Source organism: Paenibacillus sp. Paensp38 (assembly GCF_059491915.1).
Genome location: NZ_CP168516.1, coordinates 181379 through 194587 on the forward strand (window position 1 = coordinate 181379; position 13209 = coordinate 194587).

Below are 13209 nucleotides of genomic sequence, written 5' to 3' on the forward strand. Positions count from 1 at the left end.
AAGGGCTAAAAGGCCTGGAGGATTCTTTTTTTATATACTAAACGTTTATTAGGGTGAATGGTTAATGGGATGAATAACTTATAGGGTGAATGTCTTATGGGGTGAGTTTGAAAACATAATTACGCGAATGTCTACCACTGGATCTATAATTTGGATGCTGTAGGCAACATCGACCGCAGCATCACCGCTAATTCACCTATTTATGCCGTATTTCAAAAAAACGGTGTAAAAACTTATGTGGCCTACAATTTTACAAACCAGGTCAAAACGGTAACCTTCTCAGATGGGCACAGTATTATCGTGCAGCCGAACAGCTTTAATACCGGAAATGGAAGCGGCGGTGGCAATCCGCAACCTGATACGGAGGCTCCGTCCATCCCGACGAATGTACGAGTTACGACCAAAACGGCATCGACAGTCACTCTGGAGTGGGATGCAGCTACAGACAATGTTGGCGTTGCGGGGTATATCGTTTATAAGGACGGGGCACAGGCGGCAGAGATAAGCGGTATTTTCGCTTCAATGACAGGGCTAAATGCAGCTTCCACTTACAGCTTTACCGTTAAGGCTCGCGATGCAGCTGGTAACCTATCTGCAGCAAGCCATGCTGTATCGGTAACTACGGAGGCAGCATCTGGCGGTAATGAGGGCGGCGGAGAAACGGAGGATTATAAAGTAGGAGCTCGCTTTGTCAGCGATCGTGAAGCATTGCTTCAATTTACACCCAAAACAGCCTCAGCCTATGTTGACGTGCATTATACTTTAACGGGTGGACAACAGCTCAATTACCGGATGACCAACAACGGCGGTGTCTGGGAGCAGCGGGTAACAGACCTCGATATCGGGAAGGGTGTCAGCTATTGGTTTACCTATGAAAAGGCGGGATTGCAATACGAGACCCCTCCATTCAGCTATACACACCAGCAGATTGCCTCAACAACGACAGACGTTCCAGAACTTCCAACACCAGGCGCTGATCCCGTTTTCGAAAAAACATCCTAGTGGATCAGGCCTAAGATACGAACGCGACTAGTTAACTATAGAGAGATAGACACGAGGGAAGCACATATGCTTCTCCTGTGTCTTTTTCGTTTTTTATAGGGTCGTAATACTTTCGCCATGTTCGCGAGTTCTAGATTACGCGATAATGATAAAGGCTGATACAGGAAGATATTACCGAGGCGCGGATTTCCAAAGGTCCCGCAGTGCCTGCCCTGATGGGGTCAGGTATCCTGTAAACTTGCGTATCCACCAACAATTAGGGTTCGATTCCCAATCGCCTTCCACGCGACTTCTGGTAGAGTATTCGAATGATCGAATAAAAACAATGAAAAGACCCGGATAAGAGCATCCCATGTCTGGTCTTGATGACAGATACCGGGGCGATGGCTATGCGGCCAGCGGATACCGGAGAGAGCAAGCGCCGACAGGGCCCGAGGCTTCGGAGATACGGATTCACAGTCGATGTTGGGCTGATGAATCCCATCCCTAGAACACGAAAACAGGCGGTATCTTTCTTTTTCCTCAAGCTTGACCCCGCCGTTCACACCGGAGGGATGCTCTGCAAGGGTCCTAACCCTACTACAACAAATAAAAATAAAAAATCCTCATTTTAAAAGTGTGTTAATTTTAAGGCGGGCAGCTACGGAGCGGTCCATTTGAATCTGAAGAAGCGAAGCGTTCGCCTTTTGCCCCTGAAGTTTAACCCTATAAGGGGTTCATCAAATCCAAAAATTCAGGGGCAACAGCGATTGGAAGATCAAATGGATCGCGGAGCGCCACACGTAGAAAAAAACACTCTTTTAAGTTGAGGATTCTAAATACTAGGAGTGATACGATGTTTAAGAAGATAACAATTAAATCCGATGAGCGCGGATTGCTGTTCAAAAAAGGAAGCTACCACAAATTGTTGCAACCAGGAACTTACCTATTGAAGACATTTCAGCAGGAAGCGGTTGAAATTTTGAATGTAGCCGAACCATTTTTTGTACCGGACCATGATATTCGTTTGTTTTTGACAGATCCCCTATTGCTTGAGCAATTGAATGTCATTGATGTAGAGGACCATGAATATGTGCTGCATTATGAGGATAATCGGTTTGTGGAGCTGCTGACGGCTGGGAAATATGCTTATTGGAACGTGCTCAAGGAACATCGTTTTGTTCGTGCAGATACTCGGCAGCCTGCAATTGATAAGGCATTGGGGCAAGCATTCTTGTCCAAGACACCGGGCTTCTGGAAGGCGCTTCAGGTGGGCAGCTATGAATTAGGATTTTTGTATTACGATAATGTGTTGCAGGGTGAGCTGAAACCGGGTAAATATTATTTCTGGATGTCCACGGTGAATACAGAGATCAAAACGATAGATATGCGACAACAGCAAATGGACTTGATGGGACAGGAAATCATGACAGAGGACAAAATTACGCTGCGCCTCAACTTCGTCTGTCAGTACCGTATCATCGACCCATTGCGGGCATTAGAATTCCGGGCATACGAGGAGCAAATGTACATTATGCTTCAACTGTTGTTACGCGAATACGTTGGCACGATGAAGCTGGATGATTTGCTGAAAATGAAGCAGGAGATTGCGGTATATGTTTTGACTCGACTGAATGAGCAGAGCGACGAATATGGAGTGACTTTTACGTCAGCAGGGGTGAAGGATATTATTTTGCCGGGGGATATCAAGGATATTCTGAATACGGTGCTGTTGGCAGAGAAGAAGGCACAGGCCAACCTCATCACACGACGTGAAGAGACGGCATCCACTCGTAGTCTGCTCAATACGGCCAAGCTGATGGACGAGAACGCCACTCTCTATCGTCTCAAAGAGCTAGAATTCATGGAAAAAATCTGCGAGAAGATTGGCACGATTTCGCTAACTGGCGGGAATACGTTGCTGGAGCAGCTGAACACGCTGGTTCACATGAAAGAGGGGCAGGGACTCCAATAACTGAAAATACTCCCGAACGATGAGTGCAAGCCGCCTCAAGGTTCGGGAGTATTTTGCGTTTTAGTTCGTCTTGGTGGATGCGAGAAAAGCGTCCATATCGATCACCGGAATGAGGGTACCCTGATGCTCCATCACGGTAGGGAACAACTCGCGCTGCCACTCTTCCTCATTGCTTTGTAGCTGACTGTCCTCGGCAGAAGCCGTGTCCTCCACCTGATCGACAAGCAGAGCAATCTTCGCACGGCTGAGCAAAATCATTTTGTCCTCGGAGGAATCGCTGGATGCAGGAAGAAGCAGTTTTTTGCGTAAATTAAGGATCGTAAATACATTGCCGCGAATAGTCACCATTCCTTCATGCCATGCTTCGGAAAAGGGAAGCGGAGTTCCCTTCTTAGCATTCATGACTTCTTCTACTTCCACAAAGTTTAAAGCGAACTTTTTGTCCGCTAGACTGCACACAATAAATTCAGACATAACAATTCTCCTTATCTATTCAGATGAGCCATCACAGGTTGTGATTGAGCGGTAAAATGGGTTAACTATTGCGTTTTGACAGATGGAACGATAAAGTTGAGGATGCGGTAAAATGGTTGTAGTTACTCACAGAATATCACAAACGAGCAGTTAAATCTTCCAAAATAACAACCATACGGCCAAGGCGTGGCTTCAAGTTTCCCTTCATATATAATGTTTGGGACTAAAGCTGTGTCCGATGGCACTACATTTTAAGATAAGCGGGTTGAGGTAGAGTGGATCATGAAAAGCAGCGATTAAGTATCGAAGCAGCCAGATTATACTATCTAAACGACTACAGCCAGCAAGATATCGCGGTCAGACTCGGGGTTTCGCGTCCTACGGTATCGCGGTTACTTCAGGCTGCCAAGGAACAAGGATACGTGCGGATTAGTATTGTGGACCCGATGGAGGATATGGACGCGCTCGGAGAGCAGGTGAAGAAGAAATACGGACTGGATACTGTGTTAGTCTGTTATTCGCCGTTAAATGAATATCAGGAGATCAAGAAGCATATTAGCAAAAAAGCAGCCGATTATTTGCATGAAACGGTACAGGATGCTGATATTATTGGAGTGACATGGGGAACAACCATGCATGCCGTGGCGCTTCATCTCCAACAAAAGCAGGTCAAGGGAGTTGAGGTGGTTCAGCTCAAGGGAGGCGTGAGCCATTCACATGTCAACACATATGCTGTGGAAACCGTGAATTTGTTCGCAGAAGCCTTTCATACTATAGCAAGGTATTTGCCGCTGCCTGTAATTTTCGACAGTCACGCCGTTAAGAAAATGGTCGAGGAGGATCGGCATATCCAGCGTATCATCGAACTTGGCAAGCAGGCGAACATCGCGGTGTTTACGGTGGGGACGGTCAAGGAGGATGCGTTGCTGTTCCGATTGGGTTATTTTAACGGGGAAGAGCAGAAGCTACTGCAAAGAATTGGCAAGGGCGATATTTGCTCACGCTTTTTTGACGCTGAGGGCAACATATGCAGTCAGGAAATCAATAGTCGTACCGTCGGGATTGATTTGCCTGATTTGCGAAAGAAGGAGAAGTCCATTCTCGTCGCTGGAGGCCAGCGTAAAGTGGAGGCCATTCGGGCATCGCTGCGTGGCAAGTATGCGAATATCTTGGTGACGGATCAGTTTACGGCACAAGCACTTTTACAATAGAGCAAGTCGCCTCCATCCAGCAAAATACACGGTTATGGCGTGTGCCTAAGGGTAATATGAATGGTAGGTGAACGCCTTATGTACAAGCATGAACATAATTTCAAAATGTGTTTTACATATGTTCAAAGCCGTGCTATGATGATCTCATCACAGAGAAATAAAGGACTTTTGTCTTCAACTATTTATCTAATGAAGGAGCTTTTAGATATGAACATTGCAGCATTAATCGACCATACATTGTTGCGTGCAGATGCGACGAAGGATGAAATTACGAAATTGACTGCCGAGGCAAAAAAATATCAGTTTGCTTCTGTATGTGTGAACCCGGCGTGGGTAGCTTATGCAGCAGAACAGCTCGCAGGCACAGGCGTAGCCATTTGTACAGTTATCGGTTTCCCGCTGGGAGCGAGCACGTCCGCAACGAAAGCATTTGAAACGAAAGATGCTATTGCTAACGGAGCGACTGAAATTGATATGGTTATTAACATAGGCGCTTTGAAGGAACGTGATGTACAGCTCGTCGAGCAGGACATCCGTGCGGTCGTGGAAGCAGCTGCTGGTACACTGGTAAAAGTGATTATCGAGACCTGCCTGCTGACTGACGAAGAGAAGGTACTGGCATGTGAGCTGTCCGTCAAAGCGGGGGCGAATTTTGTGAAAACCTCGACAGGCTTCTCAACAGGTGGAGCTACTGCGGAAGATGTGGCTTTGATGCGCAAAACGGTAGGACCTGAGATTGGTGTCAAGGCTTCAGGCGGTGTACGCAGTCTGGAAGACGTGCAAAAATTAGTAGAAGCTGGCGCAAGCCGGATCGGTGCAAGTTCCGGTGTGAAAATCATCGAGGGCGAGCAGTCTACATCTTCCTACTAAGTTTATTTTAAAGTCATGGAGGGATTCGCAATGAAGGATCAATTGATTCAGAAAGCGCTTGAGGCGCGTAAACAGGCGTATGTTCCGTATTCGAATTTTCAGGTGGGTGCTGCGGTTCTCGGAAGCGATGGCACGATTTATCACGGATGTAATGTGGAAAATGCCTCCTACGGCTTATGCAATTGTGCAGAGCGGACAGCGATTTTTAAAATGGTATCCGAAGGCTGCCGGAAAATTGATTCGATTGCGGTTGTAGCTGATACGGAAGGGCCTGTGTCTCCATGTGGGGCCTGTCGTCAGGTCATTTCCGAATTTGCTCATCAAGATACCAAAATTTATCTGACAAACCTTCATGGCAACACGGAAGAGTGGACGGTGGATCAATTACTGCCGGGTGCCTTTCGACCTGCGGATCTGGGGAAATAAAAAAAAGAATGCCTCTTTGGGGCGCGTTCTTTTTATGGGGAATGTAAGCGCTTAATGTAATAAGGGGGAAATTAAATGAAATATGTAATCGCTCTGGTAGGACTGCTTGTTGTATTTGCACTTACTTACGTTGCCAGCAGTGACAAGCGCAAAATCAGGTATCGTCCGCTGGTGGTTATGGTTGTTCTGCAAGCAGCGCTTGCTTTCGTATTACTGCATACAGGAATTGGCGAATTTTTGGTCAAAGGCTTTGCAGAAGGTTTTAATAGTCTTTTGGCATATGCAACTGAAGGGATTAACTTTGTATTTGGCGGAATTGCGAATGAAGGAGCAGCACCGTTCTTTATCGGTGTACTGCTGCCAATCGTGTTCATATCCGCGCTGATTGGTATATTGCAATATGTAAAAGTGTTGCCTTTTATTATTAAATATATCGGGCTTGTCTTGAGCAAAGTAAACGGAATGGGTAAACTGGAATCCTACAACGCTGTAGCTTCGGCTATCTTGGGTCAATCCGAGGTGTTTATTTCCGTTAAGAAGCAAATTGGTCTGCTGCCAAAACATCGGTTGTATACGCTGTGTGCGTCTGCGATGTCTACGGTGTCCATGTCGATTGTGGGAGCTTACATGCAAATGTTAAACCCCAAATATGTGGTCACAGCTTTGGTATTGAACCTGTTCGGCGGCTTCATTATCGCTTCTATTATTAATCCGTACAAGATTGAGAAGGAAGACGATTTACTGGAGGTTCAGGAGGAAGAGAAGCAGTCCTTCTTCGAAATGCTCGGGGAGTATATTATGGACGGCTTTAAGGTTGCGATTACGGTAGCTGCGATGCTGATCGGTTTTGTGGCGCTGATTGCCATGGTTAACGGGATTTTCTCCTGGTTGTTTGGAATCAGCTTTCAGGCGTTGCTTGGCTATGTGTTTGCGCCTTTCGCTTTTGTCATGGGTATTCCGTGGAACGAAGCCGTTCAGGCGGGCAGCATTATGGCTACCAAACTCGTATCCAACGAATTTGTGGCCATGCTGGATCTGACCAAGCAAACAGGCTTGTCGGAGCGTACAATCGGGATCGTATCGGTATTCCTCGTATCCTTTGCTAACTTCTCATCCATCGGTATCATTTCCGGGGCTGTGAAGGGTCTGCATGAAAAACAGGGAAATGTGGTGGCCCGCTTTGGTCTGAAGCTGTTGTACGGGGCAACGCTGGTTAGCGTGCTGTCGGCAACGATTGCAGGGTTGTTTTTGTAAAAAAAACAGCGAGTCAGGAAAGGATTTTTATAATGTCTAAATTTAAACGGATTCACTTGGTCGTTATGGACTCGGTTGGTATCGGCGAAGCGCCGGATGCTGCCCAGTTTGATGATTATGATGTAGATACACTCGGTCATATTGCGCGCGAACGCAGCGGTCTGAAGATGCCGAATATGGGCAAGCTCGGTCTGTCCAATATTCGTTCCATAGAAGGAGTGGCAGCAGCCGACAAGCCGCTCGCGTATTACACTAAGATGCAGGAAGCGTCCAATGGCAAGGATACGATGACGGGTCATTGGGAAATTATGGGCTTGAATATTGCAGTTCCTTTCCGTGTATTTCCTGATGGGTTCCCGGATGAGCTGATTCAACGCATTGAGGAGCACACAGGCCGCAAAGTGATTGGCAATAAGCCTGCTAGCGGCACGGAAATCATTGATGAGCTGGGCGAAGAACACGTGAAAACTGGAGCGCTCATCATCTATACCTCGGCGGACTCTGTACTGCAAATTGCGGCGCATGAGGAAGTTGTACCTTTGAAGGAGCTCTATGAGATTTGCGAGTTCTGCCGTAAAATCACGCTGGAAGATCCGTACATGCTGGGTCGCATTATTGCCCGTCCGTTCGTAGGTGAGGCAGGGAATTTCTCTCGTACCTCTAATCGACATGATTACGCGCTCAAACCATTTGGTCGCACTACAATGAACGAGCTGAAGGATGCAGGCCTGGATGTGATCGCCTTGGGTAAAATCTCTGACATTTATGACGGCGAGGGTGTAACGAAGGCGGTGCGTACGGTGTCCAATATGGACGGCATGGATAAGCTGGTGGCCACGCTCGACGAGGATTTCACCGGATTAAGCTTTCTGAATTTGGTGGACTTTGACGCTGTGTACGGTCACCGTCGTGATCCACAGGGATATGGTCAAGCTTTGGACGATTACGATGCGCGTTTGCCAGAGGTTTTTGCTAAAATGACCGATGACGATCTGCTGATCATCACTGCAGACCATGGGAATGATCCGACGTATCGGGGAACGGATCACACCCGCGAATATGTACCTTTGCTGGTATATTCCCCGCGTTTTACAGCTGGGGGCAAGGAACTTGCGGTTCGTAAAACCTTTGCTGATATTGGAGCGACCGTAGCAGATAACTTTGGTGTAAAACTGCCTGAACACGGAACGAGCTTTTTGGCAGAGCTTCAGTAATCCAGGGCCCGCAAGAGTACAAGCAAGATTACAAAGATTAATGTAACGGTATAAATAACGATACAAGCACGGACAAATGGGACGGAGGAATAAAAACATGAGTGTACACATTGGAGCCAAACCTGGAGAGATTGCAGAAACGATTTTGCTGCCAGGAGACCCGCTACGGGCAAAATTTATTGCTGAAACATATCTGGAGGACGTGACCTGCTACAACGAGGTGCGCGGAATGCTCGGATTCACGGGTACGTACCAAGGCAAACGCCTATCTGTACAGGGAACTGGGATGGGGCTGCCGTCTATCAGTATTTATGTCAACGAACTGATTAGCGAATACGGTGTGAAAAACCTGTTCCGCGTGGGTACATGCGGCGGAATGAAGGAGCATGTACACGTTCGTGACGTCATTTTGGCACAAGCATCCTGTACGGATTCCGGTATGAATCGCCATATTTTTGGTGGCTACGACTACTCGCCGATTGCCAGCTTCGATCTATTGAAGGGCGCTTATGATCGTGGTGTTGCCAAAGGCTTGAACATGCATGTCGGCAATGTATTCAGCTCAGACAGCTTCTACCGTGATGATAAATCAGTGGTACAAAAGCTGATGGAATACGGCGTGCTGGGTGTAGAGATGGAAACTTCAGCTTTATACACGCTCGCAGCCAAGTTTGGCGTAAACGCACTGACGATTCTGACGGTAAGCGATCATTTGTTGACGGGGGAAGAAACGACCGCAGAAGAACGGCAAACGACCTTTAAAGAAATGATGGAAGTTGCACTGGATACAGCAGTATCTCTGTAAACGATCATACGCACAGTGAGGAGAAATGACATATGAGAATGGTAGACTTGATTGAGAAAAAACGTGACGGAAAAGAACTGAGTACGGAGGAAATTAATTTTATTATCCAAGGCTACACTCAGGGTGAAATTCCCGATTATCAAGTCAGTGCATTGGCGATGTCCATTTTCTTCAAAGATATGACTGAACGCGAACGCGCTGATCTGACGATGGCGATGGTTCATTCGGGTGATACCATTGATCTGTCCGCGATTGAAGGTGTAAAGGTCGATAAGCACTCCACTGGCGGTGTGGGTGATACAACAACGCTGGTACTGGCTCCGCTCGTAGCGGCCTTGGACATTCCGGTAGCCAAAATGTCAGGCCGCGGCCTCGGACATACCGGAGGAACGATCGACAAGCTGGAAGCTATTGCAGGCTTCCATGTCGAAATCAGCAAGGACGAATTTGTGGATTTGGTGAATCGCAGCAAAATTGCGGTCATCGGACAAAGCGGCAACCTGACACCTGCGGACAAAAAGTTGTATGCCTTGCGTGATGTTACGGCGACGGTCAACTCGATCCCACTGATTGCCAGCTCGATTATGAGTAAGAAAATCGCTGCTGGCTCCGATGCCATCGTGCTCGATGTAAAAACAGGTGCAGGCGCATTTATGAAAACTGTAGATGATGCCAAAGCACTGGCACATGCCATGGTGAGCATCGGTAACAATGTGGGTCGCAAAACGATGGCAGTCATTTCCGATATGAGTCAGCCGCTGGGTCTGGCCATCGGGAACTCACTGGAAGTGAAAGAAGCAATTGATACGCTGCGCGGCGAAGGACCCAAAGATCTGGAAGAACTGTGCATGGCTTTGGGCAGTCAGATGGTATTTTTGGCAGGGAAGGCAGATTCCCTCGATAACGCCGAAGAGAAGCTCAAAGAAGTCATTCGTAATGGCAAAGCACTGGAAAAATTCAAAGAGTTTATTGCGAATCAGGGCGGTGACGCTTCTGTAGTGGATCATCCTGAGCGCTTGCCGCAAGCGCAGTATCTTATTGAGGTGCCTGCGAAGCAGGACGGTGTGGTAGCTGAAATCGTGGCTGACGAAATCGGTACCGCAGCGATGTTGCTTGGAGCAGGACGTGCGACCAAAGAATCCGAGATTGATCTGGCTGTCGGCTTGATGCTGAACAAAAAGGTCGGAGATGCTGTTCAAAAAGGCGATTCACTGGTTACCATCCATGCGAACCGTGAAGATGTAGCTCAAGTGCTGGAGAAAATCTATGCGAACATCCGTATTGCAGATCACGCGGAAGCGCCAGTGCTAATCTACGGAACAGTGACAGAGTAAGCGATAAGCCCTACTCATAAAGTCGTATTAGTAGCATGCATATGAAGCCGGAGGCCCTAAGTTTAGGGTGCTTCCGGCTTTTCTGTTGTCCTCGTTCTGTTCTCAGACAATTGAACGGCAGAATTTAAAAATGGGGTTGTCAATTTCAAGTGAGGGTAATATACTGAACCCATAAACTGACGACCGTTCGTAAGGTATTGGAGGAAAAGCATGACACTACAGAAAATTAAAACAGTTAGCTTGCAGCAATTTGCGAAAAAGGGATACGATGCGTCCTCTCTGCAACTGATAGCTGATGAGGTAGGGATTAAAAAGCAGTCCATTTATGCTCATTTTAAAAGCAAAGATGATTTGTTTTTAGACATATTTAAGGATGCGGTGGATCAAGAGATTTTGGAACTGGATCGTTATTTTCAAGATCAATCCGAACAATCACTTGAAGTTGTCCTGCGCGGACTAATCGTTGAATTTAAGGAACGCTATGAGAGTGCTATGAATTTGCGTCTGATTCTGTATATCGGCTTTCTGATTCCATCTGCACTGGAAAGCCAGGTTCAGGCTTTGGTCACACGCTACGTACAGCATAAAACCAGCTTGGTACACGGGCGACTGGCAAATGAAACATCGGTTAAACTTCGTGTTCCAGCTCAATCTGCCGCGACAGCCTATATGAATTTGATTGAAGGCATGCTGGTAGAACTGGTGTACAACGGCACCGACGGTTTTGATCTGCGTCTGGAAAGATCTTGGGATATTTACTGGCATGGCTTGATTCGGGCCTGAGCAACTGAGCAGTTGAAGTAAACATGATTGTATTGGGGGAAGAGAACAGTGTCTGTGAAAGAAAGCTTTTGGTCCAGAAACTTTATTTTTTTGATGATATCCAACGCTTTATTGTTCATGGCATTCGAAATGCTTATGCCTACGCTGCCGCTGTTTGTGGAAAGTCTTGGCGGCAGCCCATCCCAGATTGGATTGGTGACTGGCGTGTTTATGTGTTCTGCTATATTGATTCGTCCATTTTCAGGTACGCTGATCCAGCTCTTGGACAAGAAGTATGTTCTGATTATCGGAGTTGTGATTTGTATGCTGGCAACGGGAAGCTACATGCTTTCCAGTAGTTTGGTACTGCTGTTAGTATTTCGGCTGGTACATGGCTTTGGATTCGGCATTGCGAGCACGTTGTATGCTACCTCAGCCTCAGATGATTTGCCGCCTCATCGTATGGGGGAAGGAATGGGCTACTTTGGCGTAGGTGAAACCGTAGCGATTTCAGTGGGGCCACTGATTGGTATATGGATGCTTCACGCATCAGGTTTTAACGGACTGTTTTCCACGGGAGCTATAATTCTACTGTTGTCGCTCGTGATGAGCGTATTGGTTCGTCGCCGTGCTCCGAAACCTATGTCGGCGGATACAGTGCAGGGCAAAAAGAAGGTTCCTTTTAAATTATTTGAAAAAAGAGTGCTGCTGCAATCCTGTCTTGCGTTGCTGGTTGGCGTGGTGGCAGGTGGAGTGATGTCTTTCGTGGCTTTATTTGCCAAGGAGCAGGGCTTTACCAATGCAGCATGGTTCTTCTTTACTGTGGCTATGGCAAGCTTCCTCGTCCGACTGGTGTCAGGTAGAATTTTCGATACCAAAGGCCCAGCTTATATCCTGATTCCTGCAGGGATTGTGCTTATCGCCGCCATCGTTATGGTGGCCTCATCGCGGACCGAGTTACAATTTTTGATTGCTGCTGTGATGTATGGTTTGAGCTTTGGAGCTATTTTCCCAGCTTTGCAGGCTTGGGCAATCAGTGTGGTCGGAGAAGATGAGCGAGAGGACGCTGTAGGCTCCTTTTATAATTTCTTCGATTTGGGCATTGGAGGAGGTTCTTTGGTTCTGGGGATGGTTGCTGGATTAACCTCTTATAAAACAATGTATTTGTTCTCCACTTTGCTGATTGCGGCTTATCTAATTATATTTGTGACGTATATTGTATTGGATAAGAAAAAGTCCCATAACACGTTGAACGTATAAGCTATGATTACGGAATACGAAATATATGATGGAGCGCTTGCGTTTGGGTGCCTTTGATCAAGTTTGAAAAAAATGACAGCCGGACTCATAATAGATATGAGTCCGGCTTTTTTTACGAAGGAGGAAATCAAATGGTGGAGAAATGGGTTTGGGTTGGGGTTGCCGGAGCAATCGTGGGTTATGTCACTCTTGCCAATATATCGACTACCATGCATAGTACATCATCGGTGAGTCAGGCGCACTCGGCTGCTCCGTTAAGTGCACAGAGTGAGAATGGGAGCGCAGCGAAGCGTATCGTACATGATCAAAGAATGCATTTTGAAGGACAAGGCGGAACGAACTTTAAATTTGAAGAGGGGCGCAAGCTGTACATCAGCATCAAGAATGTTGGAAAGCAGCCCATACAATACAAGCTCAACAGTTCGAATGGATCGGACTTGCAAGGTACAACGAGCGGATTTTCCAGTCGAACGTTGCAGCCAGGAGAACGCCATGATCTGCTGTTTGTAAAGCCAGAAGGGCAGGATGAAGCAGCAAATGACTCCTTAAAAGAGCTGATTTTGAAAGTAAGTACGGACGATGGATCGCAAGGAAGCGTTAAAACCTTCGCCTATATCACACTGTAAGCTCCTTCCAGAAAGGG

12 protein-coding genes and 1 pseudogene are annotated in these 13209 nt (G+C 47.0%); 12 read left to right on the plus strand and 1 reads right to left on the minus strand.

Annotated elements, in window-relative coordinates; genetic code table 11:
* Nucleotides 1–123: 123 nt before the first annotated feature.
* Nucleotides 124–1002 (plus strand): annotated as a pseudogene (locus ACEN8J_RS00800) (fibronectin type III domain-containing protein); the annotation flags it as partial.
* Between the two features lie 835 nt (nucleotides 1003–1837).
* The gene (locus tag ACEN8J_RS00805) at nucleotides 1838–2956 is read left to right on the plus strand and encodes a slipin family protein (protein WP_029519326.1); all 1119 of its coding nucleotides are present in this window, start codon (nucleotides 1838–1840) and stop codon (nucleotides 2954–2956) included.
* Between the two features lie 60 nt (nucleotides 2957–3016).
* Here ACEN8J_RS00805 and ACEN8J_RS00810 read toward each other — a convergent pair whose 3' ends face one another.
* Nucleotides 3017–3430: a chemotaxis protein CheW gene (locus tag ACEN8J_RS00810; RefSeq protein WP_029519325.1), complete on the minus strand. Its 414-nt coding sequence runs from the start codon at nucleotides 3428–3430 to the stop codon at nucleotides 3017–3019.
* A 275-nt stretch (nucleotides 3431–3705) separates the two neighbouring features.
* Here ACEN8J_RS00810 and deoR point away from each other — a divergent pair, with 275 nt between their 5' ends.
* From deoR to ACEN8J_RS00860, 10 genes are all read left to right on the plus strand, one after another.
* Nucleotides 3706–4641, plus strand: a complete 936-nt coding sequence (gene deoR / locus ACEN8J_RS00815) for a DNA-binding transcriptional repressor DeoR (protein ID WP_023990386.1) — start codon at nucleotides 3706–3708, stop codon at nucleotides 4639–4641.
* 207 nt (nucleotides 4642–4848) lie between these two features.
* Nucleotides 4849–5511: a deoxyribose-phosphate aldolase gene (gene deoC / locus ACEN8J_RS00820; RefSeq protein ID WP_029519323.1), complete on the plus strand. Its 663-nt coding sequence runs from the start codon at nucleotides 4849–4851 to the stop codon at nucleotides 5509–5511.
* A gap of 30 nt (nucleotides 5512–5541) precedes the next feature.
* Nucleotides 5542–5937, plus strand: coding sequence for a cytidine deaminase (locus tag ACEN8J_RS00825; protein ID WP_029519322.1), 396 nt, complete (start codon nucleotides 5542–5544; stop codon nucleotides 5935–5937).
* A 75-nt stretch (nucleotides 5938–6012) separates the two neighbouring features.
* On the plus strand, nucleotides 6013–7191 hold the full coding sequence (locus ACEN8J_RS00830; protein ID WP_209949885.1) for a NupC/NupG family nucleoside CNT transporter: 1179 nt from the start codon (nucleotides 6013–6015) through the stop codon (nucleotides 7189–7191).
* 32 nt (nucleotides 7192–7223) lie between these two features.
* A complete protein-coding gene (gene deoB / locus ACEN8J_RS00835; protein ID WP_318628103.1) occupies nucleotides 7224–8405 on the plus strand; it encodes a phosphopentomutase in 1182 nt (393 codons plus the stop codon).
* Nucleotides 8406–8502: 97 nt separating this feature from the next.
* Nucleotides 8503–9210 carry a purine-nucleoside phosphorylase gene (gene deoD / locus ACEN8J_RS00840; protein ID WP_013312036.1) on the plus strand — a complete coding sequence of 236 codons (708 nt, stop codon included), beginning with the start codon at nucleotides 8503–8505 and terminating at the stop codon, nucleotides 9208–9210.
* Between the two features lie 32 nt (nucleotides 9211–9242).
* Complete coding sequence (locus ACEN8J_RS00845) at nucleotides 9243–10544, plus strand: pyrimidine-nucleoside phosphorylase (protein WP_029519318.1); 1302 nt, start codon at nucleotides 9243–9245, stop codon at nucleotides 10542–10544.
* 210 nt (nucleotides 10545–10754) lie between these two features.
* Complete coding sequence (locus ACEN8J_RS00850; protein WP_495594166.1) at nucleotides 10755–11327, plus strand: TetR/AcrR family transcriptional regulator; 573 nt, start codon at nucleotides 10755–10757, stop codon at nucleotides 11325–11327.
* Between the two features lie 48 nt (nucleotides 11328–11375).
* Entirely contained in the window at nucleotides 11376–12566 is a 1191-nt protein-coding gene (locus ACEN8J_RS00855) for an MFS transporter (protein WP_029519316.1), read from the plus strand.
* A gap of 131 nt (nucleotides 12567–12697) precedes the next feature.
* A complete protein-coding gene (locus ACEN8J_RS00860; protein ID WP_029519310.1) occupies nucleotides 12698–13192 on the plus strand; it encodes a hypothetical protein in 495 nt (164 codons plus the stop codon).
* Nucleotides 13193–13209 lie beyond the last annotated feature (17 nt).

Excerpts from the sequence above, each read along its gene's own strand:
- deoD (WP_013312036.1), top strand. The coding sequence starts at position 8,503 with ATGAGTGTACACATTGGAGCCAAACCTGGAGAGATTGCAGAAACGATT.
- deoB (WP_318628103.1), top strand. The coding sequence starts at position 7,224 with ATGTCTAAATTTAAACGGATTCACTTGGTCGTTATGGACTCGGTTGGT.
- ACEN8J_RS00860 (WP_029519310.1), top strand. The coding sequence starts at position 12,698 with ATGGTGGAGAAATGGGTTTGGGTTGGGGTTGCCGGAGCAATCGTGGGT.
- ACEN8J_RS00850 (WP_495594166.1), top strand. The coding sequence starts at position 10,755 with ATGACACTACAGAAAATTAAAACAGTTAGCTTGCAGCAATTTGCGAAA.
- deoC (WP_029519323.1), top strand. The coding sequence starts at position 4,849 with ATGAACATTGCAGCATTAATCGACCATACATTGTTGCGTGCAGATGCG.
- ACEN8J_RS00845 (WP_029519318.1), top strand. The coding sequence starts at position 9,243 with ATGAGAATGGTAGACTTGATTGAGAAAAAACGTGACGGAAAAGAACTG.
- ACEN8J_RS00805 (WP_029519326.1), top strand. The coding sequence starts at position 1,838 with ATGTTTAAGAAGATAACAATTAAATCCGATGAGCGCGGATTGCTGTTC.
- ACEN8J_RS00825 (WP_029519322.1), top strand. The coding sequence starts at position 5,542 with ATGAAGGATCAATTGATTCAGAAAGCGCTTGAGGCGCGTAAACAGGCG.
- ACEN8J_RS00810 (WP_029519325.1), bottom strand. The coding sequence starts at position 3,430 with ATGTCTGAATTTATTGTGTGCAGTCTAGCGGACAAAAAGTTCGCTTTA.
- ACEN8J_RS00830 (WP_209949885.1), top strand. The coding sequence starts at position 6,013 with ATGAAATATGTAATCGCTCTGGTAGGACTGCTTGTTGTATTTGCACTT.